This window comes from Pseudomonas sp. WJP1, assembly GCF_028471945.1.
Taxonomy (GTDB): Bacteria; Pseudomonadota; Gammaproteobacteria; order Pseudomonadales; family Pseudomonadaceae; genus Aquipseudomonas.
Window position 1 is genome coordinate 5,517,642 of sequence record NZ_CP110128.1, and the last position, 23,704, is coordinate 5,541,345.

At 61.1% G+C, this 23,704-nt stretch carries 24 protein-coding genes; all 24 read right to left on the reverse strand.

Annotation, left to right across the window (positions count from 1 at the left end; genetic code table 11):
* Positions 1-28: 28 nt before the first annotated feature.
* A complete protein-coding gene (locus tag OH720_RS24685; protein ID WP_272603257.1) occupies positions 29-949 on the reverse strand; it encodes a PfkB family carbohydrate kinase in 921 nt (306 codons plus the stop codon).
* Positions 942-2,408: a purine-cytosine permease family protein gene (locus OH720_RS24690; RefSeq protein ID WP_272603258.1), complete on the reverse strand. Its 1,467-nt coding sequence runs from the start codon at positions 2,406-2,408 to the stop codon at positions 942-944. The genes OH720_RS24685 and OH720_RS24690 overlap by 8 nt, the downstream gene beginning before the upstream one ends.
* A gap of 202 nt (positions 2,409-2,610) precedes the next feature.
* The gene (locus OH720_RS24695) at positions 2,611-3,609 is read right to left on the reverse strand and encodes an ADP-ribosylglycohydrolase family protein (protein ID WP_272603259.1); all 999 of its coding nucleotides are present in this window, start codon (positions 3,607-3,609) and stop codon (positions 2,611-2,613) included.
* On the reverse strand, positions 3,606-4,319 hold the full coding sequence (locus OH720_RS24700) for a GntR family transcriptional regulator (protein WP_272603260.1): 714 nt from the start codon (positions 4,317-4,319) through the stop codon (positions 3,606-3,608). The genes OH720_RS24695 and OH720_RS24700 overlap by 4 nt, the downstream gene beginning before the upstream one ends.
* A 185-nt stretch (positions 4,320-4,504) precedes the next feature.
* Positions 4,505-5,473 carry an L-arabinose ABC transporter permease AraH gene (gene araH / locus OH720_RS24705; protein ID WP_272606517.1) on the reverse strand — a complete coding sequence of 323 codons (969 nt, stop codon included), beginning with the start codon at positions 5,471-5,473 and terminating at the stop codon, positions 4,505-4,507.
* Positions 5,474-5,485: 12 nt separating this feature from the next.
* Complete coding sequence (araG, locus tag OH720_RS24710) at positions 5,486-7,030, reverse strand: L-arabinose ABC transporter ATP-binding protein AraG (RefSeq protein ID WP_272603261.1); 1,545 nt, start codon at positions 7,028-7,030, stop codon at positions 5,486-5,488.
* Between the two features lie 63 nt (positions 7,031-7,093).
* Positions 7,094-8,098, reverse strand: a complete 1,005-nt coding sequence (locus OH720_RS24715; RefSeq protein WP_272603262.1) for a substrate-binding domain-containing protein — start codon at positions 8,096-8,098, stop codon at positions 7,094-7,096.
* Between the two features lie 98 nt (positions 8,099-8,196).
* The gene (locus tag OH720_RS24720) at positions 8,197-9,015 is read right to left on the reverse strand and encodes an SDR family oxidoreductase (RefSeq protein WP_272603263.1); all 819 of its coding nucleotides are present in this window, start codon (positions 9,013-9,015) and stop codon (positions 8,197-8,199) included.
* Between the two features lie 273 nt (positions 9,016-9,288).
* On the reverse strand, positions 9,289-10,164 hold the full coding sequence (locus OH720_RS24725) for an SMP-30/gluconolactonase/LRE family protein (protein WP_272603264.1): 876 nt from the start codon (positions 10,162-10,164) through the stop codon (positions 9,289-9,291).
* 37 nt (positions 10,165-10,201) lie between these two features.
* A complete protein-coding gene (locus OH720_RS24730; protein ID WP_272603265.1) occupies positions 10,202-10,918 on the reverse strand; it encodes a FadR/GntR family transcriptional regulator in 717 nt (238 codons plus the stop codon).
* Positions 10,919-11,043: 125 nt separating this feature from the next.
* Positions 11,044-11,604: a DUF1285 domain-containing protein gene (locus OH720_RS24735; RefSeq protein WP_272603266.1), complete on the reverse strand. Its 561-nt coding sequence runs from the start codon at positions 11,602-11,604 to the stop codon at positions 11,044-11,046.
* A gap of 16 nt (positions 11,605-11,620) precedes the next feature.
* On the reverse strand, positions 11,621-12,229 hold the full coding sequence (locus OH720_RS24740) for a DUF4823 domain-containing protein (RefSeq protein ID WP_272603267.1): 609 nt from the start codon (positions 12,227-12,229) through the stop codon (positions 11,621-11,623).
* 110 nt (positions 12,230-12,339) lie between these two features.
* Positions 12,340-13,308, reverse strand: a complete 969-nt coding sequence (locus tag OH720_RS24745; protein WP_272603268.1) for a GTP 3',8-cyclase MoaA — start codon at positions 13,306-13,308, stop codon at positions 12,340-12,342.
* 137 nt (positions 13,309-13,445) lie between these two features.
* Positions 13,446-14,084 (reverse strand): TetR/AcrR family transcriptional regulator, encoded by a 639-nt coding sequence (locus tag OH720_RS24750; protein WP_007945721.1) that lies wholly within the window; start codon positions 14,082-14,084, stop codon positions 13,446-13,448.
* A 342-nt stretch (positions 14,085-14,426) separates the two neighbouring features.
* Positions 14,427-15,212, reverse strand: coding sequence for a TatD family hydrolase (locus tag OH720_RS24755; protein WP_272603269.1), 786 nt, complete (start codon positions 15,210-15,212; stop codon positions 14,427-14,429).
* Between the two features lie 134 nt (positions 15,213-15,346).
* The gene (locus tag OH720_RS24765) at positions 15,347-16,333 is read right to left on the reverse strand and encodes a DNA polymerase III subunit delta' (protein ID WP_272603270.1); all 987 of its coding nucleotides are present in this window, start codon (positions 16,331-16,333) and stop codon (positions 15,347-15,349) included.
* Complete coding sequence (gene tmk, locus OH720_RS24770; protein ID WP_272603271.1) at positions 16,326-16,958, reverse strand: dTMP kinase; 633 nt, start codon at positions 16,956-16,958, stop codon at positions 16,326-16,328. The genes OH720_RS24765 and tmk overlap by 8 nt, the downstream gene beginning before the upstream one ends.
* A 19-nt stretch (positions 16,959-16,977) precedes the next feature.
* Positions 16,978-18,264, reverse strand: a complete 1,287-nt coding sequence (mltG, locus tag OH720_RS24775; RefSeq protein ID WP_272603272.1) for an endolytic transglycosylase MltG — start codon at positions 18,262-18,264, stop codon at positions 16,978-16,980.
* A 3-nt stretch (positions 18,265-18,267) separates the two neighbouring features.
* Positions 18,268-19,083 carry an aminodeoxychorismate lyase gene (pabC, locus tag OH720_RS24780; RefSeq protein WP_272603273.1) on the reverse strand — a complete coding sequence of 272 codons (816 nt, stop codon included), beginning with the start codon at positions 19,081-19,083 and terminating at the stop codon, positions 18,268-18,270.
* Positions 19,083-20,327, reverse strand: coding sequence for a beta-ketoacyl-ACP synthase II (gene fabF / locus OH720_RS24785; protein ID WP_272603274.1), 1,245 nt, complete (start codon positions 20,325-20,327; stop codon positions 19,083-19,085). Before fabF ends, pabC begins: the two co-directional genes overlap by 1 nt.
* A gap of 110 nt (positions 20,328-20,437) precedes the next feature.
* On the reverse strand, positions 20,438-20,674 hold the full coding sequence (gene acpP / locus OH720_RS24790) for an acyl carrier protein (RefSeq protein WP_007987170.1): 237 nt from the start codon (positions 20,672-20,674) through the stop codon (positions 20,438-20,440).
* 191 nt (positions 20,675-20,865) lie between these two features.
* Entirely contained in the window at positions 20,866-21,609 is a 744-nt protein-coding gene (gene fabG / locus OH720_RS24795; protein ID WP_008066534.1) for a 3-oxoacyl-ACP reductase FabG, read from the reverse strand.
* A gap of 16 nt (positions 21,610-21,625) precedes the next feature.
* On the reverse strand, positions 21,626-22,564 hold the full coding sequence (gene fabD, locus OH720_RS24800; protein WP_033043587.1) for an ACP S-malonyltransferase: 939 nt from the start codon (positions 22,562-22,564) through the stop codon (positions 21,626-21,628).
* A 126-nt stretch (positions 22,565-22,690) separates the two neighbouring features.
* Positions 22,691-23,701, reverse strand: coding sequence for a phosphate acyltransferase PlsX (gene plsX, locus OH720_RS24805; RefSeq protein ID WP_272603275.1), 1,011 nt, complete (start codon positions 23,699-23,701; stop codon positions 22,691-22,693).
* Positions 23,702-23,704 lie beyond the last annotated feature (3 nt).

Below are 23,704 nucleotides of genomic sequence, written 5' to 3' on the forward strand. Positions count from 1 at the left end.
TGCCAGCGATGGCGGCAGCTCAGACACCTCAGGTCTTCCTGATCAACTCATCCACCTCAGCAGTTCCCGGAGAAGTCGCCGGCCCCCAGCGAGTCACCGCCAAAGCCGCTGCCGCATTGGCCCTTTGCGCGGCATCAAGCGCAGACAACCCCTGCGCCAGCCCCGCCACGAACACCCCGGCGTGGGCATCACCGGCGCCATTGCTGTCCACCGCCTGCACCTTGAAACCTGGTACATGTCGCCGCTCGCCCTGCTGATCAATCCAGCATCCTTGGGGCCCGTCGCGCACGACCATGAGCACATCGCGCGGTAAATGCTCGACCAGCCGATCCAGCGCCTGGTCGATGTCCGTTGCGCCGGTGAACTTCAGCGCCTCGACCGCATTGCTGGTCCACACGTCAATGCGCGCCAGCAACACCCGCATCAGCGGCGCATCCGGCGAATCCACCAGCGGCCCCGGATCGAACACCACGTTGATCCCGCCCGGTAATGCCAGCACCCAATCCACCAGCGCCCGCGCCTTCCCCGCCTGCAGGAGGCTGTAGCCGCTGACGTAGACATAATCGCCCGCCTCGACCGGCACGCTGGCCAGGTCTTGCGCCGTCAATTCGCCTTCGGCGCCGATGTAGGACACGAAGCTGCGTTCGGCCGAGGCGTCGGTGATCGCCACGCAGATCCCGGTATCGCGCTCGGCGGGATGAATGATACCGATGTGGATACCTTCGGCCAGCATCGCTGCGCGGGCCAGATCGCCGAAACGCCCGGTACCATGCCGACCGAGATAAACCACCGGCAGACCGTTACGTTGCGCGGCGGCCATCACATTGAAACCGCCCCCGGCTTCGAAGCTGGCGGACTGCGCCAACACGTCGCCCCCCGCTTGCGGCAATTTATCCACGGCCATGACCAGGTCGATGATGACCTGGCCGGTGTGCAGCATCTTAGGCATGAGCGTTCTCGATCAGCGCAGCACGACGATCCTTCGCCCCGCCGAGTAGCAGGTAAATGCCACCGGCGACCACAAAGGTCACGATCCAGCCGAGGCCGTTATGCCCCAGCCACGAGTCGGACAGGAAACCCTTGAACCAGACGTTTTCTGCCGTGGTGCCGATGGTGGTAAAGCTGAAACCGAGCACGATCGCCACCGCCCAGGCACCGAACGCGCGCCACTCGACGCCGCCGCGATACCAATAGGCGCTGGTTGGGCTCACATCCAGCAAATCCTTGGGGCTGTAGTAGTGACGATGCATCAGATCGACCACGAAGATCCCGACCCACGCGGTGATCGGCACCGCCAACAGGGAAATAAAGGTGATGAACGGACCGTAGAAACTGTCGGCGATCAGCATGAAGTAAATCGAACCGGCGAAGATCGCCACGATGTCCACCACCACGGCGTAGACGCGCTTGACCTTCAGGCCTAGGGTCAGCGTGGTCAGGCCGGCGGAGTACACCGACAGGTTGTTCGACAGCAGCAGGCCACCGAAGGCGGTGATCAGGTACGGCACGGCCATCCAGGTCGGCAGCATGTCGCGGATGGCGATGATCGGATCGGTGGCCTGGGCCAGGTCGTTGTTGCCCACCGACAGCAAACCGCCGAGGGTGATCAACAGCACCAGTGGAATGCCCGCACCGAACGCCGCCGATGCCACCAGGCGCACGGCCTTGACGCTGCGGTGTTGATAGCGCGACATGTCCGCGCCGGCGTTGGCCCAACCGATCCCGGTGCCGGCCGCCATGGTGCCGATGCCGATGATCATCGCACTCATTGGCGCCGGTGTAGCGTTGAACACCGCACTCCAGTCGATGGTGGCGCAGAGGAAGCCGCCAACCAGAATGTTCAGTGCGCCGAACACGTAGGTCGCCCACTTCTGGATCACCAGCAACGTGGCGTGACCGAGGCCGGACACCGACAAGGTCAGCAGCACGAAAATCGCGATGAACACCAGGGTCAGCAACGGCGCGCTTTTGGCTTCCACCGGCGAACCGAACAGGATCGAGCACAGTGACAGCAACACGAACGCCGCGGTGGTGGTGTTCACGGTTTCCCAGCCCAGGCGCGACATCAGCGACACCAGGGTCGGGCCGATATTGCCACGCACGCCGAAGATGGCGCGGGACAGGGTCAGGCTCGGCGCGCGGCCGCGACGACCGGCGATGGAAATGATCCCGACCACCGCGAAGGAACCGGCGGCACCGAGGATCGCGACGATGACCGCCTGCCAGATCGCCAACCCGCGAAACGCCACGAGGGTCGCGCCCAGCGGCAGGCCGAGGATGGAAATGTTGGCGGCGAACCAGACCCAGAACAGCTGCAGCGGATGCCCGTTGCACTCGGCCTCCGGCACCGGCTCGATGCCGCGGGTTTCCAGTTGCCCGGCGCTCTGCCCGGCGTTCGATGAACTCATGAAAAATGCTCCTGTTGCCATTTTTGTGGTTGTGGGCAAATCAGATTTTTAGAGTCGACAATGCCCCCTGTAGGAGCGAGCCTGCTCGCGATGGACGTGAACGATAACGCGGGTTTCCTGATCAACCGCGTCGTCCTGAAGTCCATCGCGAGCAGGCTCGCTCCTACAGGGGAATGCATTGCTCGCGAAGGCGTCAGTCCTGTCAGCGCAAAGCCAACAGTCCTTTCACCAATGGCTCAAGCTCCAGATCATTGACGGCCTTGACCTTCTCGATCATCGCCAGCGGCCAACTCTGCAGCCCCAGGCAGGCCCCCAGCATCGCACCCAGAATTGCCGCAATGGTGTCGGTGTCGCCACCCAGGCTCGCCGCCATGCACAGCGCCTCAAAGGCACTCATTTCGCCGATGGCCACCTGCTGGGCCAGGGCAAACGACACCACCACCGACTCCTGCGAAGCCACCGAGGTGCCGATCACGTCGTACAGCAAATCGGCGAGCAACGCCTTGTCACTGTCGACGCTGATGCTGCGCGCCCAACTGATGCGCGAAGCGATGCGTCCGCCGGCCACCCAGTGGCCATGGCCTTCGGCTTGCTGGGCGATTTGCTGGCCGAGGTTCAGCGCCTCGCCCAGGTCCATGCCGTTGATCCCCGCGGAAACCACCGCCGCCACCGCCGCCGCACTGGAAATTCCCAACGTGGTGTTATGGGTGACTTGGCAGGCCTGCACCACGGCATAGATGAAACGCTCGGGATTGGCCACATCCGCGGCAATCCCGACCGGGGTGATCCGCATCGCCGCGCCATTGGTGGTGCCGTAGCGCCCGGCTTCTTCGGGTGAATGGCCGGCGAGGATCATTTCGATCGCGCGCTTGGTCGAAGGGCCGAGCAAGTCCTGCGAGCCCTTGGCCTGCATCACTGCTTCCCATTCGATCAAGCGTTGTGCGAGGACCGAAGGTTCGATGTTGCCTAGACCCTCGACCAGCAATTGACCGACCAGAATGGCCTGCTCGGTGTCGTCGGTGATCGAGCCCTTGGGCATATTGGCGGCGATCGGCTGATCGGGACCGGCATTTTCAAGGTCGGTGATTTCGCCGAAGCGCGCCTGGATCTGGGCGCGGCTCAGGGATTGAGTCGGCATGCCCAGTGCATCGCCCAGGGCCAGGCCATAGAACGCGCCAAGCGCACGATTGAGCGCCGTCATTTCGACGGCCCGAACTGCAGGTGCAGGCGAAAATGCACAGGGTCGAGCAGGCTTTCCACCTGTTCCATGAAGCGGTTTTGCCGGTCGTAGGTGGTGCGCAAGGCTTTGAGGAACACCGTGCCGACCGGACGGCCCAGCAATTCGGCATCTTCGGCGTTCAACGGCTCGGCGCCGATCCATTGATCGCCGCGCTCGCCGATGTAGCCATAAGCGGCCAGGGTGATGGTCAGCGAGTTATCGATCAAGCCAACCCGCGGCAGGCTTTCCAGGCCACCGGTAGCGGGCATCAAGGAGCGTTCGAGGGAGACCAGCGTGCCATCGTTGGAACGCCGGCGACGGTCCAGGGTGATGAACTGGTCGGTGCCGAAACGCGGCAGCAGGTCAGGACGGGTCACCGCCTCCAGCCGCAGCACTTCGGTATTGATCAGCGCGCCGCTGTCGGCCAGGGCCTGGGCCCAGCCGCTGCGCTGGTCGAGCGCCACACCGTCGAAGGTGACGATGGAACCGACTCCGCTTTGCGTCGCAATGTAGTTGCGCCGTTTCAACTCGGCCAGCGCTTCACGCAAGGTTCCTCGGCTGACTTTGAATTCTTGAGCCAACTGATGCTCGCCCGGCAGGTGAAAACCGTCCTCCATGAGACCGCTTTCAATGCGCCGGATGAGTTCGTCGACCACCCGTTGTTTCTTGTCGAATCGTACCTGTCTAATCATGTACAAATTGAAACCGAAACAGCCTGAGGCGGGCAAGAAATATTTACGGGAGGTGACAGAAGGAGGGAGGGTACCTACATAACCTGTGGGAGCGGGCTTGCCCGCGAAGGGGTCGGCACATCCAACATCTATGTGTCAGATAAGCCGCCATCGCGGGCAAGCCCGCTCCCACAGGTTTTGGGGCGTCAGCGTTGTTTGAGGCGGTCGATGACGACCGCCAGCAACAGGATCGAACCCCGAATCACATACTGGTAGAACGTATCGATGTTCTTCAGGTTCATCGCGTTCTCGATGATCGCCAGGATCAACACCCCGGCAATCACATGCCGGATCATGCCGATCCCGCCACTGAGCGACACGCCGCCGAGCACGCAGGCCGAGATCACCGTCAGCTCGAAACCCTGGCCGATCATCGGCTGGCCCGAGGTCATGCGCGATGCCAGGATCACCCCGGCCAGCGCGCCGATCAGGCCGTGCACGGCGAAGATGATGATCTTGGTGCGGTCAACGTTGACCCCCGCCAGCAGTGCCGCTTCCTGGTTGCCACCGATGGCCATGGTGTTGCGCCCGTAGGTGGTGTAGTTGAGCAGCCAGCCGAAGAACAGGAAGCAGACAATGGTAATCAGGATCGGCACCGGCACGCCGAATAACTGGCCGTTACCGAACACGAAGAACGACTCCTGGGACACCCCCACCGCCTTGCCGTTGGCGAAGATGTAGGCCAGGCCGCGCACGATCTGCATGGTCGCCAGCGTGGTGATCAGCGCATTGACCCGTAGCTTGGCAATCACGATACCGTTGATCAACCCGACGATCAGCCCCATCGCCAGCGCCGCGCTGACACCAAGGAAGACGCTGTCGGTGTCGCGCATCACCACGGCGGCAACCACCCCGGCGCAGGCGATCACCGACCCCACCGACAAGTCGAAATGCCCGGACGCCAGGCAGTACAACATGGTGCACGCGGCGATCCCGGTGGTGGAAATCGCCAGGCCCAGGCCGCGCATATTCAACGGCGAGAGGAAGTTGTCGATCAGCAAGGTGCACAGCACGAAGATACCGACGGCCGCCAGCAGCATCACCCAGTCGTCGAGAAAGCGCCGCAGGTCCAGGGGTTTGCGTGCACTCGGCAGGGTTTCGTTTTGGGTTGTCATCATAGTCACCTCTCAGTTCGCCACGCCGTCAGCGCGTTGGCGCGGCAAAGCCAGTTGCAGCAGGTTGGATTCATTGGCCTGTTCGCGGCTCAGTTCGCCGCGCAGCGCGCCTTCGCACAACACCAGGATGCGGTCGGAAATACCCATCACTTCCATCAGGTCGCTGGACACCACGATCACCGCAATGCCGCTGGCGGCCAGGTTATGGATGATCTGGTAGATCTCGGCCTTGGCGCCGATGTCGATGCCACGGGTGGGCTCGTCGAGCAGCAGGACTTTCATCGGCATCGACAGCCAGCGGCCGAGAATGGCCTTCTGCTGGTTGCCGCCGGACAGGAACTTGATCTGTTGCCCGGCGTGTGGTGTTTTCACCTTGAGCGCCTTGATCTGCTTGTCAGCGTTGCCTTTCTCCCACAGGCCACGCAATAGGCAACCGAAGGTCGAGTGCGCACCTCGGGCGCTGATATTGATATTCTCGGCGACGCTCGCCAGCGGCAGGATGCCCTCCTTCTTGCGGTCCTCGGGACACAGCAGGATCCCGGCGGCAATCGCATCCCGGGGCGAGCGCAATTTCAGTTCATGGCCGCGCAGTTCAAGGCGTCCGGCGCTGTTGCGCTCCAGGCCACTGAGCAGGCGAAACAATTCCGTGCGCCCTGCGCCGACCAGGCCGAACAAGCCGAGAATCTCGCCCTTGTGCGCGTCGAAACTCACCGGCTCGCGCAGGCCAGGCCCGAGCAGGCGGTCGACCCTCAATGCCACCGCGCCGCGCGGGCGCGGGCGGTAATCGTAGATGTCCTGGATGTCGCGACCGACCATGCAGGTGACCAATTGATCGTGGGTCAACTCGCTCATGTCTTCGAAGGTGCGCACGTAACGGCCGTCCTTGAACACCGTCACCGCATTGCAGATGCGGAACACTTCCTCCATGCGATGGGAGACGTAGAGCACGACTTTGCCTTCGTCGCGCAGCCGACCGATGATCGCCATCAAGCGATCGATCTCCCGCGCCGACAGGCTGCTGGTGGGCTCGTCGAAGGCGATGACATGCGCGCCACGGGACAAGGCCTTGGCAATCTCCACCAGCTGCCGCTGACCGAGGGACAGGCGCCCGACTTTCTCCTGCGGGTCGATTTCGTCGGCCAGGCCCCTGAGACAGGCCAGGGCTTGCTGGCGCAAAGTGCCGCGATTGATCAGGCCGAAACTGGCCGGCAGGTGGCCGAGAAAAAGATTCTCCGCGACCGTCATTTCCGGCACCAGGTGCAGTTCTTGATGGATAACTGCAACGCCGCTGCCGATGCTGTCGGCCGTGGATTTGAAGGCCATCGTCTGGCCGCCGATCTGCAGGTCGCCGCTGCTCGGGGTGTAGGCGCCGCCGAGGATTTTCAGCAAGGTCGACTTGCCGGCGCCGTTCTCGCCCATCAAGGCATGAACCTGCCCCGGATGGGCGACGAAGTTGATGTTGTCCAGCGCCTTCACGCCGGGAAAGGTCTTGCCGATCCCGTTGAAGCGCAAGCTGCCGCCGGCGGAGTGTTGCTGTACTTGGGTTTGCGCGTGCATAGCCACCTCATTTCACAGAGCAGGCAACCCCGCTGCCGGGGCCGCCGATGAAATCAACCGGCCTCAGTTCCACAGGCCGATCTTTTCCAGTTCCTGCTTGAAGTTGTCGCGCGTGATCAGTGTCACGTCGTCCATGGCGGTGTATTTCGCCGGTTCTTTGCCGCTGGTGACCCACTCGTACATCATGCTGGCGGTGTTGTAGCCCTCGATGTGCGGGCTTGGCAGCATCGACCCGTAGAAGCCGCTGTTGGGTTTCTTCAGCTCGCCAATGGCGTCGGTACCATTGATGCCGATACCGATCACGTTCGCCGCGGTAAAACCGGCGGCTTCAGTGGCACGTACGCCGCCCAGCACGGTGTTGTCGTTCATGCCGCCGATGATCAGGTTCTTTGCCGCGCTCGGCAGCTTCACCAACGCCGAGTTGGTGGCGTCCATGCTGCCCGGTACGTCGAGGGTTTTCAGGGCCGCGAACAGGATGTGATCCTTGGGCATGCCGGCATCTTCCAGCGCCTTGACCGAGCCGTCGGTGCGTTTCTTACCGGTGTCGAGTTCGTTGTAGGTGTTGATCACCGCGTAGGTGTCCTTCCACTCCCAACCGCGTTTTTTCGCTTCAGTGGCCATGGCGCCGCCTTGCTTCTGGCCGACTTCGAAAGCGGCCATGCCCAGGTACGGAACGTCTTCCATGAACTTGCCGTTGGCATCGACGAAGCGGTCATCGACAGCGATCACTTTCAAACCGTTGAGCTTGGCCTTGGCCATGATCGCAGGGCCCAGGGACACGTCCGGCGGACAGATCACGAAACCCTTGGCCCCGTTCGCCGCCAGGCTGTCGATGGCCGACAGGGTTTTTTCGCCGTCAGGCACGGCGATCTTGATCAGGGTAAAGCCTTTTTCCTTGCCAGCCTTTTCAGCGAAGGCCCATTCGGTCTGGAACCAGGGTTCTTCCGCTTGCTTGACCAGAAAACCGATTTTCACTTCCTCGGCCGCCAGCAGCGTGCTGCTGAGGCTGAACGCGCTGACCGCCACGGCGGCGCAGCACAGGGAACGGATGGCATGACGACGATTCATAAGCTGACTCCTTGTTGTTTTTGTTGAGCGTAGTGCCAATAGTCATATCGTATGATGATTGGATTTCAGGCGCAGTTTTGCACCTGAAATCCAATGAGTTAGTCGTGGTACATCACTGAGCGCCCGCCATCGATGGTGATGCACGACGCGTTGATGAACGGCGCTTCATCACTGGCCAGGAACACCGCGGTCATGGCCACCTCGATCGGCTGGCCGATGCGGCGCGGCGGGTGCAGGTCGAAAGCGCGCTGGCGTTCGGCATGGGGGTCGGCAAAGCCGTTCCAGTAGTCGACGTTCAATTGGGTTTCGATATAGCCCGGCGCGATGGCGTTGACGCGAATGCCCTTGGGTGCGTATTCGATACCCAGGGCGCGGGTCAGGCCGAGCAGGCCGTGCTTGGCCACAGGGTAAGGGAAGCAGCCTGGAATGATGTGGGTGGAATGGGTCGAGGCAATGTTGATGATGCTGCCGATGCCCTGCTCGATCATCTGCGGCAATACCGCCTTGCAGCCGTACCAGGCGCCATCCAGGTCGATGGCGAAGCAGCGGCGCCAGTCTTCCTCGGTCATTTCCAGCGGATCACGGAACACGTTGACCCCGGCACAGTTGACCAGCACGTCGATCCGCCCGTGACGCTCGACCGCCAACCGGGCCATCGCTTGCAGGTCCTGCGGCTGCGCAACGTCGGCCTTGATCGCCACCACGTCGGCCCCTTTGCCCCGCCACTGCGCCGCGACATTTTCGACTTTTTCGGCCTGGATATCGCTGATGACCAGCTTGGCTTGCTGGGACGCGAAGGTCGCCACTATCGCCTCGCCGATGCCTTGGGCGGCACCGGTCAACAACACGACTTTGTTTTTCAGGCGCTCGCCCTTGGGGGGTTCGGGCACCGGTGGTAACGAAAGAGGTTCAGCCATGGATCAGGACTCCTGTTCGAAAGCACGACGAAAACCGGACATCTGTGGATGTCCGGTCAAAAGGCGTTGAAGAAGAAACAGGCAGGCGCGAAAACGTTTCAGCATCGAGATGCTCTGAAACGAGGACTCCACGAGGGAGTGCGGGGGAATATCGCTGCATCACTTCACCTGTTTTGTTTTTTTAAGTGTGAGTGCGTGTAACTGATGGAGCCGACTATAAACCTGACCGGCCAATAATCTCAATATATAATTTGTAGTCCCATATTATGGGACTTATCCGGAAAATCGACTACAGACCTTTCCTGCAACGTCGACGCGAATCGACAACACGGCCCCATCCAGCGGATGTCCAAGGGGGCTCTCGGCGCTGGTGATGTACAGGGTTTTCAGGTCGGCGTCGCCGAATACGCAACTGGTCGGACGGCTGACGGGCAGTTCGATCACTCGATCGACCTTGCCTTGCGGGCTCAGCCTGAGCAGGCAACTGCCGTCCCATCGGGCATTCCAGATGAAACCCTCGGCGTCCATTGCCGAGCCGTCCGGGCCGCCGAGTGGGTGGGGGCCGAACCAGGGCTGTGGCGGTTCGAGATGGCCGTCGGTACGAATGAAGTGCCGGTACAACGTGCCGTCGAGGCTGTCGCCGAAATAAACGGTGGTGGCGTCATCGCTCCACAACAACGTGTTGGGAATGCCCAGGCCACGCAGCAGCGGCGTTACCCGTGCATCGAGATCAACCCGGAACAGCCCACCGGAACGCCGCTCGATGGGCAGGTCTTCACCCTGCTCGCCGATGTTGTTTTGCATGGTACCGAGCCACAGCCTGCCCTGGGCATCGCAGCGGGCTTCATTGGCACGGTTGCCGGGCTGCGGATCGGCGACGCAGAACAGGGTCAGTCGCGGGTCCAATCCCGGAGAATCAAGGTCAAGCCGATACACGCCGCTGCTCAGGGTCACCAGCGCATCGCCGCTCGCACAGGGGATGAACGCCGACACGTGCTCCGGCATCTGCCAGATCTGCACGTTGGCGCCGCTCAACCGCAGCGCCTGTTTGCCGGCAATGTCCACCCAGTACAGCGCCTGGGTCGGCGCATCCCAGAACGGGCCTTCGCCCAGTTGCGCCCGATGCTCGGTAACCGCAGTCCACTCCATGAAACCTCCTGCATTATTCTTTTTTTATATGTGGGGCTCAGCTGGCTTTTTTGTCGGCCATGACCTGCGGGTAGTAACGCTTGATCGCCAGGTCGGCGTTATCGATCAGGTTCATGCAGGCCCACACGCCCCGCGCGGTATCCCGGGCGGCGATGGCGTCGGCCATGTCTTTGTGAATGGGCAAGGTGCGGCGCAGTTCGTCGGGGTCGGCGGCGGATACCTCGAAACACACGGCCAACAGTGCGCCCAGGGCCGGAACCATTTGCTCGATGAATTGGTTATGGCTGGCAGCGAGGATGCACTCGTGGAAGAGCTGGTCGGCGCGGTTGTAATCGACACCGCTGTCCACCGCCCGCGCCAACGCGTTGTAGGCCAATGAAATGGCATCGAGCTGTTGGGCGGTTGCCCGTTCGCAGGCCCAGCGCACGGCCATCGGTTCGATGGTGCGGCGCAAGTCGAGCAAGTCATCGACGAAGTTTTCCGGCAAGCCGCTGCGCGACAGCCAGCCTACGACTTGCGGATCGAAGAGGTTCCAGCGCCGCACCGGCAATACCCGTGTACCGACTTTCGGCCCGACTTCGAGCATGCCCTTGGCGACCAGGGTCTTGATGGCTTCGCGAATGACAGTGCGGCTGACACCCAGTTGTTCGCCGAGGTCGGCCTCGACCTTGAGCGCCTCACCCGGCTTGACGTGCCCGGCAGCGATCCAGCAGCCCAGCCAGTCGACCGTCGACGCGTGAAAACTGCTGGACATGGACACCTCAAAGCCGTTTGCGATGGGTGTCCACGCTAATCATCATATGATTGGCTGTCAACTTGATTTTTGGAATCAGCAAACCCCTGTGGGAGCGAGCCTGCTCGCTCCCACAGGGGGATGTGTCAGGGTTCGAGACCGATGCGGAAGAACTCACCACCACTCCACACACCCAACCAGCGCTGCCCATCGATCTCGCGGGTAACGGCCAACTCCACCAACTGATAGAACACATTGCGATGGATCAGCGCTTCGAGATTGGTGCGCACATGCACGTAAGGCGCCGGCTCTTGTGTGTCGGGATCGATGACCACACGAATCGGATGCTCGGTGCCGGCTTCAGCTGTCTCATCGACATTGGTAGTAAAGCGCAGAACCTGCGACTCGCCCTCGCCTTCCACGTCCACCGCAATCGCCACGAAAGGCGCGTCATCGACCTTGATCCCGACCTTCTCGACCGGCGTGATGAGGAAGTAGTCATCACCGTCGCGGCGGATGATGGTAGAGAACAGCTTGACCATCGGCTTGCGTCCGATCGGCGTGCCCAGGTAATACCAGGTGCCGTCGCGGGCGATGCGCATGTCGATGTCGCCGCAGAAATCGGGGTTCCACAAGTGGACCGGTGGCAAGCCTTGGGTCTTGGGGATTTGCCCCAGCAGGTCGTTGGCTTTTTGCGGGCCACTCATGGCGTTCTCCTTGAAATTACTGGTCGCTGAGCCCCAGCAGGCTGCGCGCGTACTGTTGCAACGGCGGGCCCATCAGGTCTTCTGGTTTTTCGTCGTGGAATGTCAGCAGACCGCCACGACTCTTGATACGCGCAGTATCAATCAAATACTGGGTGCTGGTCTCGATCAACATGATTTGAATCACGCCGGTGTCGATGCCGAGGCGATCCACCGCTTCCTGATCCAACCATTCATCCGAGTTGCCGATGCGGTCATCGGACTTGGCGAAACGGGTATAGAGCAGGTAATGGGCACCGACGGCACGGGCTTCGCCCATGGCCTGGTCAAGGCCTTGCGGAGTGCGGGCGCGGCGGACCATCGGGAAATATTCGACAAAGCCGTCAAAGGCGACTTCGGCGATCACATTGGGGCGGGGGTAAACGACACTGCCCGGCGGCATAAAGGCACCCTGGGCAATGTAGACGAAGGAGTCCGGCTGAATGCGCAGGTTGTTCACCCGGCGGCTGTCGCTGTGGTCCAGCAGGCCGGCGTCGCTCATGTGGTAGCGAGTCCCTTCGGCCATGTCGCTGACATTCATGCAGCCACCGAGCGCCAAAATGGCCAGCAGCAAAACCAGGCTACGCATCCTATCCTCCAGGGGCCGGTGACGGAAAACCGGCGAATGGCCGTGGGATGCAGCTTTTGCGCCAGCTCCGCAATACCTGTGGGAGCGAGCCTGCTCGCGATGAGGCCCGATCAGCCGCCGATAATCTTCATGACCGTCGCACCACCGGAAAACGCCACTTCCTGCTTATCGCCCAACGCCTTGACCAGCAACCGCTGCAAGGCAGGCAACGCCTGATGACGCGGCTTATCGAGCAGGTCGCCGACATAGTGGCGATTGCTTGACGACAGGCAGCCATGCAGCCAGCCAGTGGACGACAGGCGCAACCGCGAGCAGGTGCGGCAGAACGGCACGCTTTCGTTGGCGATCACGCCGAAATGCCCCAACCCCGGAATTTCATAACGCACGGCGGTCGCATCGACAGGCGCATCGGCCTGGAGATATTCATAGCGCTCGCCGATCAGGCTCAGCAGCTGTTGCAGGCTGACAAACTGCTGCAGGAAGGCATTGGAGTCGCTGGCCAGGTGGCCCATGCGCATCAACTCGATGAAGCGCAGCTCATAGCCGCGCTCCAGGCAGTAATCGAGCAGCGGCATCACCTGATCGAGGTTCTGGCCGCGCAGTGGCACCATGTTGACCTTGACCTTCATGCCCGCCGCCCGGGCCTGGTCCATGCCGCCCAGCACGGTCGCCAGATCACCGCCACGGGCAATGCCGCGGAATGCACTGGCGTCGAGGGTATCGAGGGAAACGTTGATGCGCCGAATGCCGGCATCGACCAGGATCGGCAGCTTCTTCGCCAACAGCTGGCCATTGGTGGTCAGGCTGATGTCCTGCAGCCCCATCTGGCCGACGGCGGCCATGAAGGCTTCGAGTTTCGGGCTGACCAGCGGTTCGCCACCGGTGATGCGCAAGCGCTCGATACCCGCCGCTTCGATCAGGTAGGCCACCCCGCGCGCCATGGCTTCGGCCGACAGTTCATCCTGCGCAGCCACCAGCCGCTTGCCGTTAGGCACGCAATAGGTACACGCGTAATTGCAGGCTGAGGTCAGGCTGACTCGCAAATTGCGAAAACGCCTGCCTTGTCGGTCAACGATCATGATCACTCCGGCGCAAGAATATTCGGGCCGTTAAAACTTGACTCACAAATCAAGTTTTAGCAAGCCCTCTGCCTGAGTATATTCCTGCGGTACTGCGCCATATAGCGAAATCACGGGCAATAAGGCGGCTGAATGGCTCAGCTGCTCGGGGTATCGCTGTCGCGCTTGCGCTTGTTGCCCATGCGCACGCCGATGTCCATCAGGAACTGGAAGAAGCCTTCCTGGTCTTCCAGCACATTGCTCCAGAACGGCGAGTGATACAGCGCCACGGCACCGTGCACCAGCGCCCAGGAAGCGCAGTAATGGAAGTAAGGCGGCACATCTTCGAGCTTGCCTTCGCTGATCCGGCCCTTGATGAGCAAGGTCAGGCGTTCGAAGTTCGAGGCGCGGATCTTGTGCAGCTCCTCGACCATCTCCGGCACCTGGTTGCCCTTGACGACCTTTTCTTCCAGGCGGTCAAACAACCGGTACCGCTGTGGATCGCGCATGCGGAATTCGAAATAGGCGCGGGACAGGGCTTCCTTGTCCTTGTCGACATCGGCCGAATGCAACAGCTCGTTCAAATCGCGCTCATAGTCGAGCATCAGGCGCAGGTAGATCTCGGCCTTGGACTTGAAGTGCTTGTAGATCGTGCCTTTGCCGATACCGACAGCATCAGCAATCATCTCGACGGTGACACTGTCTTCACCCTGGTCGAGGAACAGCTTGAGCGCGGTATCGAGAATTTCTTGCTCGCGGCGACGAAACTCACGGACCTTACGAGGTTCTTTATGCATAAGAAAAGGTCTGTAGGGGTCAAAATTCGAAGCCGCGTATTATGCCTAAATTGCGCAAAAATGCACGGATCATCCGACCATATCTGTGTTTCTTGATGATTTCTCACCACATCGTCCGTTGATGAGAACTCTTCTGAAGCGCCTGTATTCCAAATATGTTTAAAAACCGCGATCTACAAACTGGACGGTACGAAATCCTGATCAATACTTGAACTGTCGGCGGGGCATCTCCCCCAAGTGTCACGCCGATATTGGTACCAACGGACCGCGTGCCATTGTTTTACTCCTAATGGTCTTAACCCGGATTCACCCCCCAGAACCCGGGTTTTTTTTGCCTGCGATTTAACCTTTTACATGCGTCAGCGGGAACAGGCGCTTGAAATTCGCCGTGGTCTGCTCGGCAAATCGCTCGTAAGGCTCACCACGCAACATTGCCAGAAATTCCGCTACTTCCCGTACGTACTGCGGCAGGTTCGGCTTGCCACGGTAGGGGATCGGCGCGAGGTATGGCGAGTCGGTTTCCACCAACAAACGGTCGGCCGGCACTTTGCTCGCCACGTCGCGCAACGCGTCGGCGTTGCGGAATGTGACAATCCCGGACAGGGAAATGTAGTAACCCATGTCCAGCGCGGCTTTCGCCATGTCCCAGTCTTCGGTGAAGCAGTGCAGCACGCCCGCCTGGGGCAGAGCGGCCTCACGCAGCAGGTTCAAGGTATCGGCGCGCGCGCCCCGGGTGTGGATGATCACCGGCTTGCCGGTCTGCTGGGCCGCTTGCAGGTGCAAACGGAAAGATTGCTGCTGCAACTCGGCCGCTTCCGGCTCGTAGTGATAATCCAGGCCGGTTTCGCCGATCGCCACCACGCGCGGATGATTGAGCTCTTGCAACAGCCAGTCCAGCGCAGGCGCCGCACCGGGCTGCACATCCAGCGGATGCACGCCGACCGAACAATCGACATCGTCATAGCGCTCGGCCAGGGCTTTGACGTCGGCCGCGTTATCAGCACTGACGCCGATACACAGGAAGTGCCCTACCCCACGCTGCCGGGCCGCATCGAGGGCGGCATCCAGCGAGCCGTCATGGGCGGCGAGGTCGAGGCGATCAAGGTGACAATGGGAATCTACGAGCATAAAAGGGCTGCAACTTACATCGTATGAGTGGGACGGCCGGATTTCAGAGCTCCGGCCGGGTGGGTTTCGATTCGACTGCGTACAGTATTATCGCCGTCAATGACGCTTGATGCCCGGAATCCAGGCGCCGACGGTCACCTCTGGGCAGGCAGCGTCGCCCATTGCACCAGCAGCGCCTCCAGCAACAACACCCGGTTGAGGTTGGCTTTGCTCAACACCTTCTGGCGCTGGGCGAGAATCCAGTCCTGGATATTCAGGACTTTGTCCTGGGCGGTTTTTTGCGCCAGGTACTGGATCACCTTGCGCATGTCCGCCAGCCCCAGCCCTTGTTCATCCTGGGTTAATTGGTAGCGCAGGATCAGGCTCGACCAATCACAGAACCAGTCGAACAGCAGCAACAACGGAATCGCATTCCAGCCCTCGGCCAGTTGTGTCGGCGATTGTTGCTGCTTGAGCAACTTCTTCACCCCTTCGACCACTTGCGCGCGCTGCTCGCGCACGCCCTGGGCGTTCAGGTTGACGGCGGCCAACGGCGAACCGGCGGCCAGGGTCAGCAACTCGATGCGTTCTTCCTGCGAACAGTCCGGCAAGGCCCTGGCCAGCCAGTCCAGGCTCATGGCCTCGCCCGGCAGCGGACAGGCCTGCTGCACACAGCGACTCTTGATGGTCGGCAACAGGCGGCTGGGCTGGTGGCTCACCAACAGCAACACGGTGTCGCCAGACGGCTCTTCGAGGCTTTTGAGCAAGGCGTTGGCGGCGTTGATGTTCATCGACTCGACCGGCTCGATCAGCACCACTTTGCGTCCACCCAGTTGCGCGGTCTGCACCACGAAACTGACCAGGTCGCGCACCTGGTCGACCTTGATGGCCTTGTCGGCTTCTTCCGGCTCCAGGATGTAGTTATCGGGATGACTGCCGGCCTTGAGCAACAGGCACGACTTGCATTCGCCACACGCGCCCTGGGCGGTCGGACGCTGGCACAGCAGGCTGGCCATCAGGCGCTCGGCCAGGGCCCGCTTGCCGATCCCGGCCGGCCCATGCAGCAAATAGGCATGGGCGTGTTGCGCACGACCCGCCAGTTGCTGCCAGAGACTGTCCTGCCATGGATAGGCTTCAGCCACGGCTCAACTCCAGCAGACGTGGCAGCAGTGTATCCAGGGATTGCTGAACCTGCGCCAAAGGCTGCGCGGCGTCGATCAACACGTAACGCGCAGGCTGCGCTGCCGCTCGCTGGAGGAAAGCACTGCGCACGGCATCGAAAAAGGTCCGGCCTTCCAGCTCAAAGCGATCCAGGCGCCCACGGGCACTGGCGCGCGCCAGGCCGACTTCCACCGGCAGGTCGAAAATCAACGTCAGGTCGGGGCGCAGGTCACCCTGGACAAAAGCTTCCAGCGTTGCAATGCGCTCCAGTGACAAACCGCGGCCGCCGCCCTGGTAGGCGTAGGTCGAATCGGTGAAACGATCACACAACACCACGGCACCACGGGCCAGCGCCGGGCGAATGACTTCGGCCAGGTGCTGGGCGCGCGCGGCGAACACCAGCAACAACTCGGTGTCCGGGTTCATGGCTTCATCGACCGGCGCCAACAGCACGTCCCGGATGCGTTCAGCCAGCGGCGTGCCGCCAGGTTCGCGGGTCAGCAGCACCTCGATACCGGCTGCGCGCAGGCGCTCGGCCAGGTATTCGCGATTGGTGCTCTTGCCGGCGCCTTCCGGGCCTTCCAGCGTAATAAACAAGCCAGTCACAGGCAGTCCTTAGTCAGATTCATTGCGGGCTTTGCGGCGTTGTTGAGTTCGGTTGCGGCTCCGGTGTGGCAGCAGGCTCAGGCACGGACTCTTGCGCTGGCTCTGCAGGTGCAGCCTCGGGCGCGGTATCGGGCGAAGCCGCCGGGACGGGGGGCTGGGCCTCGGGAGCCTGCGGTTGCGTCGTTTCGGTTGGCGCAACCTCGGATTGCGGCACCTCCGTTGGCAGTGCCTCGGTCGGCGTCGCCTGGGTATCCGGCGTCTCGGGCGTGCTCACTGGCGCCGGGCTGGAGCGGTAATCGGCGCGGCGCTTGAGCTGGAACTCTCGCACGGCATTGTTGTGCGCGTCCAGATCATCGGAGAACACATGGCTGCCGTCACCGCGCGCCACGAAGTAGAGGCTGGTGCCCTCCACCGGATTGAGCGCCGCGTGGATGGCTTCGCGGCCGACCATGGCAATCGGGGTCGGCGGCAAACCGGAAATCATATAGGTGTTGTAAGGGTTCGCTTCCTTGAGATGGGCGCGAGTCAACTTGCCATTGTAACGGTCACCCAGGCCATAGATCACCGTCGGGTCCGTTTGCAACAGCATGCCGATTTCCATGCGACGCACGAACACGCCGGCAATCTGCCCACGCTCCTGTGGCACGCCGGTTTCCTTCTCCACCAGCGAGGCCATGATCAGCGCTTGATAGGGCCCGGAGTAAGGCAGGTCGGCCGCACGCTGGTTCCACTCCTTGGCCAGCACTTCGTCGAGGCGCTGGTAAGCGGTTTTCAGCAATTCGGTGTCGGTCATGCCGCGCACGAAGCGGTAGGTATCGGGAAAGAATCGCCCCTCGGGGAAAATCCCGCTATGGCCGAGCTTGTCCATGACCTGGCTGTCACTCAGGCCGCTCAGGGTTTGCTCGAGCTTTTCTTCCTTGGCCAAGGCCGCGCGGACCTGGTGGAAATTCCAGCCTTCGACCAGGGTCAGGCTGTATTGCACCATTTCCCCGCGCTTCCACAGGTCGATCAGACCTTCGACGGTCATGCCGGGCGTCATGCGGTACTCACCGCTGTGCAATGGCTGTTTGGGTAAGTTGAAGCGCCAATAGACGCGCAGCCAGAAAGCGTCCTTGATGACGCCGTCGGCTTCCATCCGCAGGAAGGTGCGGTTCGGAGTGGTGCCCTTTGGCACCTCCAGCAGTTCTTCCTGCGTGATATTCAGCGGTTGCACCAGTGCCGAATGAATTTTCCAGGCAGAAGCACCTAACATCAGCCCCGCCAGAACCAGTCCGGTTTCCAGCAGCAGCAAGAATTTACGTCTCACGTATCAAGCATCCAGTAGCGCGCGGGCAATGGTTTGGAGTTTACGGGTGAGCGGCCCAACCGGCCAGCTCAGTGCGGCATAGGCGCGCACCGGCCAAACGCCATACACGCTATTGCAGACAAACACTTCGTCAGCGCCCTGCAGCTGCTCGAGCGTGATATCGGTGATTTGCAGGGGTATGCCCAAGGATTCGGCCTGGGACAACAACTCGGCACGCATCACACCTTCTACACCGCAGTAGGTCAAATCCGCGGTGATCAACACGCCGTCATGCACCAGGAACAGGTTGCTGAACACGCCCTCGATCACGCGACCGGCCTGATCGAGCATCAAGCCTTCGGCATGATCGGTGTCCTGCCATTCGGCGCGCGCCAACACCTGCTCGAGACGGTTCAGGTGCTTGAGACCTGCGAGCAAGGGCTGGAAGGACAGTCGGGTGGTGCACGGGAACAGGCGAATGCCCTGCTCTGCATGGGCATCCGGGTAAACCGCAGGAGGATTACCCGACAGGATACGACGGGCCTGGGCCGAAGGATCGAAAGCGTAGCCACGCTGGCCGTCGCCGCGGGTAACGATCAGCTTGAGCACGCCTTCGTTCAGTTGCTCGGCATAGGTCAACAATTCCGCGACCACGACAGCCTGGTCCAGATTGATTGCCAACCGTCGGCAGCCCCTGGCGAGGCGCACCAGATGACGGTCCAGTAGCACCGGAAAGCCATCATGCACGGCGATGGTCTCGAACAGACCGTCGCCGTAGGCCAGGCCGCGATCCTTCAGCGACAATGCGTCAGCCGGCTGACCGTCGACCCAGCTGTCCATCAGCCTGCGAACCGGCGGAACACCAGCGAGCCGTTGGTGCCGCCAAAACCGAAGGAGTTGGACACGACCACATCGATATCCATGTTGCGCGCGGTGTGCGGCACGAAGTCGAGGTCGCAACCTTCGTCCGGCTCATCGAGGTTGATGGTCGGTGGCGCCACCTGGCTGTTGATCGCCAGCACGCTGAAGATGGCTTCGACCGCGCCCGCCGCGCCCAGCAAGTGCCCGGTCATCGACTTGGTCGAACTGACGGCCAGGTTGTAGGCGTGCTCGCCAAACACCGACTTGATCGCATTGACTTCAGCGAGGTCGCCAGCCGGCGTCGAGGTGCCGTGGGCATTGATGTACTGCACTTGATCGCCATTGATCTTGGCGTCTCGCAGCGCATTGGTGATGCAGCGTGCAGCCCCCGCGCCATCAGCTGGCGGCGAAGTCATGTGGTAGGCATCGCCACTGGTGCCGAAACCGATCAGCTCGGCATAGATGGTCGCGCCACGGGCCTTGGCGTGTTCCAGCTCTTCGAGCACCAGCGCACCGGCGCCATTGGACAATACGAAGCCATCACGGCCCTTGTCCCATGGACGGCTGGCGCGGGTTGGCTCGTCGTTGCGGGTCGACAGGGCGCGGGAAGCACCGAAACCGCCCATGCCCAGGCCGCAGGCGGCCATTTCGGCGCCGCCGGCGATCATCACGTCAGCTTCGTCGTACATGATGTTGCGAGCAGCCATGCCAATGCAGTGCGTACCGGTGGTACACGCCGTGGCGATGGCATAGTTAGGCCCCTGTGCCCCCAGGTGGATGGACAGGAAACCGGAAATCATATTGATGATCGAGCCAGGCACGAAGAACGGAGAAATCCGTCGCGGACCGGTCTCATGCAAGGTGCGGCTGGTTTCTTCGATGTTGGTCAGCCCACCGATACCCGAACCCATGGCCACGCCGATGCGCTCACGGTTGGCATCGGTCACTTCCAGACCGGCATTGCGCACTGCCTGAAAACCTGCGGCCAGACCGTACTGAATGAACAGGTCGAGCTTGCGGGCTTCCTTGACCGACAGGTATTCCTCGACTTTGAAGTCCTTTACCGAGCCGCCAAAACGGGTGGAATAGGCAGAAAGGTCGGTGTGTTCGATCAGACCAATGCCACTGCGGCCAGCCAGAATGCCCTGCCAGCTGCTCGGCACATCCGTGCCCAGTGGCGACAACATACCCATACCGGTGACTACGACGCGTCTACGCGACACAGCACTCTCCTTTTTTTCAAATGACGACTTTGCATCAGGCCTAAAGAAAAAACCGCACGCCATGATGGCAGTGCGGTTTTTCCATGACAGCGAGCAACGATTACAAACTATTACGCCTGGTGGGCAGTAACGTAGTCGATTGCAGCTTGTACAGTAGTGATCTTCTCAGCTTCTTCGTCAGGGATTTCGGTCTCGAATTCCTCTTCCAGAGCCATCACCAGCTCAACGGTGTCAAGGGAGTCAGCACCCAGGTCTTCAACGAAGGAAGCAGTGTTGACCACTTCTTCTTCTTTAACGCCCAGTTGCTCGGCAACGATTTTCTTGACGCGCTCTTCGATGGTGCTCATACCTTGTTTTCACTCCTAATGGACAAATTCAGGCAGCTGGCCAGTGGGTAAGTGTATAGAAAGACTTTTCAGCTTTTCAACTGAAAGCTTCACTCCTCAAACCCGGCGACCCTCTGCCTATAAATAGATTGCAGCTTTATAACGGATTTTAGACAGCTCGTATGACATTTTTTTGAAACGATCCGTCACATTTAACTCATGTACATCCCGCCGTTCACCGGGATTGTAGCCCCAGTAACGTAAGCCGCACCGTCCGACGCAAGAAAAGCGACCACAGACGCGATCTCTTGAGCTTGCCCCAGACGACCCAGCGGAATCTGCGTCTGCAAGGCTTCACGCTGTGCCTCGGGCAGTTCGCGGGTCATATCGGTGTCGATGAACCCTGGGGTCACCGAGTTTACCGTAATCGAACGCGAACCGACTTCACGCGCCAGTGAGCGGCTGAAACCTTCCAGGCCGGCCTTGGCGGCAGCGTAGTTTACTTGGCCTGCGTTGCCCATGGCACCCACAACCGAGCCAATACTGATAATTCGTCCCCAACGGGCCTTGGTCATACCGCGCAAAACACCCTTGGACAGGCGGAACAGACTGGTCAGGTTGGTATCGACCACGTCATGCCACTCGTCGTCTTTCATGCGCATCATCAGGTTATCGCGGGTGATGCCGGCATTGTTGACCAGGATCGCCGGCGCACCGAACTGCGCCTGAATGTTCTTCAGCACCTCGGTAACGGATTCGTCGCTGGTGACATTGAGCTCAAGGCCGGTGCCCTGGATGCCGTTTTCCTTCAGGGTGGCGGCAATGCGCTCGGCACCCGAAGCTGTGGTCGCGGTGCCCACAACGATGGCGCCCTGACGACCCAGTTCCAGGGCGATGGCCTGGCCGATACCGCGGCTCGCACCGGTGACCAGTGCAACTTTACCTTGCAGACTCATGCAAGCTTCTCCTGATTCAGGCTAGCGCTGCACGGGCGGCAGCGAAAGCGTCTGGGGTATTGAGATTGGAAGTCGATACGCCTTCGGCGCAACGCTTGTTCAGACCGGCCAGTACTTTGCCCGGGCCGCATTCCACCAGATTGGTCGCGCCTTTGGCGGCCAGGGTCTGCACGGATTCTACCCAGCGTACTGGCTTGTACAGTTGCTCGAGCAGATCACGCTTGAGGGTTTCCAGATCCGCCGGCACCTGGGCACTGACGTTCTGTACCACCGGGATCTGTGGAGCCTGCCAATCGATCGCGGCGATCGATTCGGCGAAACGCTCGGCCGCCGGGCGCATCAGTTCGCAGTGCGACGGCACGCTGACCGGCAACGGCATCGCGCGCTTGGCGCCACGTGCCTTGCAGCCTTCGATGGCACGCTCGACCGCCGCCTTGGCACCGGCAATGACCACTTGCCCCGGGGAGTTGAAGTTGACCGCGCTGACCACTTCGCCTTGTGCCGCTTCGGCACAGGCAGCCAGTACGTCGGCGTCTTCCAGGCCGAGGATGGCAGCCATGCCGCCCTGCCCGGCCGGCACGGCTTCCTGCATCAGTTGGCCACGGCGCTCGACGAGCTTTACCGCGTCCGCCAGGCTCAAGCTGCCAGCCGCCACCAGGGCACTGTATTCACCCAGGCTGTGACCGGCCACATAAGCCGGGCGCGCGCCGCCTTCAGCCAGCCACAGACGCCACAGGGCGATCGAAGCGGTCAGAATCGCCGGTTGGGTTTTATCGGTCTGGTTGAGTTGTTCTTCCGGCCCTTGCTGGGTCAGCGCCCACAGGTCGTAACCCAGGGCATCGGAAGCTTCTTTGAACGTGTCGAGGACGACCGGGTGTTGCGCGCCCAACTCGGCCAGCATGCCGAGGGACTGCGAACCCTGTCCCGGAAAGACGAATGCGAGGGAAGCAGACATGTAACAAGCCCCTAATGATCTTGTCGTCGGAGAATTGACGTCCCGCTCAGGGGGACGCAAGAAACTGAGAGTTGGATGGCCATTTGAACCAAGCGGTCACATTTAAGCATTGTCCGACGAAAACGCCTAAAGCAACAAATCCTCCAGACGACCGTGGATGCGTTCCGGCAGGTTTTCCTGAATCTCGATCAGAGCACGGGAAATGGCACTTTGAAAGCCCTGGACCCCTGCAGAACCGTGACTCTTTACGACAATCCCCTGCAAACCGAGAAAGCTCGCGCCATTATGTCGCGCCGGTGCCAGGTCGGCCTTCAGGCGCTTCATCAGCGGCAAGGCCAAGGCTCCGACCATGCGCGACGGCAGGTTTTTCTGGAACAACGCCTCGATACGCCCGGCAATCATGGTGGCCAAGCCCTCGCTGGACTTGAGCAGGATGTTGCCGACAAAACCATCGCACACCACGACGTCCGCTTCGCCACGGTACAACCCGTCGCCCTCGACAAAACCTATGTAATTGATGCCACGGGCAGTTTGCAGCAAGGTTGCAGCGAGCTTGACCTGCTGATTGCCCTTGATGTCCTCGGTGCCGATGTTCAGCAATGCCACGCGCGGACGCACGATGCCCAGGGTTTCTGCAGCGACCGAACCCATCACCGCAAACTGCAACAGATGCTCGGCGCTGCAATCGACATTGGCGCCCAGGTCGAGCAACTGGCAGTAACCTTTCTGCGTCGGGATCGCCGCCACCATGGCTGGTCGATCAATGCCAGGCAAGGTCTTGAGGACAAATCGCGACAATGCCATCAGCGCCCCGGTATTACCGGCACTGACACAGGCCTGGACCTTGCCATCGCGCAGCAATTCAAGCGCCACGCGCATCGACGAATCGGGCTTTCCGCGCAGGGCCTGGGCAGGTTTTTCGTCCATGGTGATGACTTCGGACGCCGGAGCAATCGACAGGCGCGCGCGATCCACAGCCGAATGGCCAGCGATCAATTCTTCAAGGAGGGAGGGTTGACCGACGAGGGTCAGGTGCAGCGAGGGCGTAGCAGACAGGCAAGCAATACTGGCCTGGACAATGCTGCGGGGACCGAAGTCCCCGCCCATTGCGTCAATCGCGATGACTTGAGCGGACAAGTG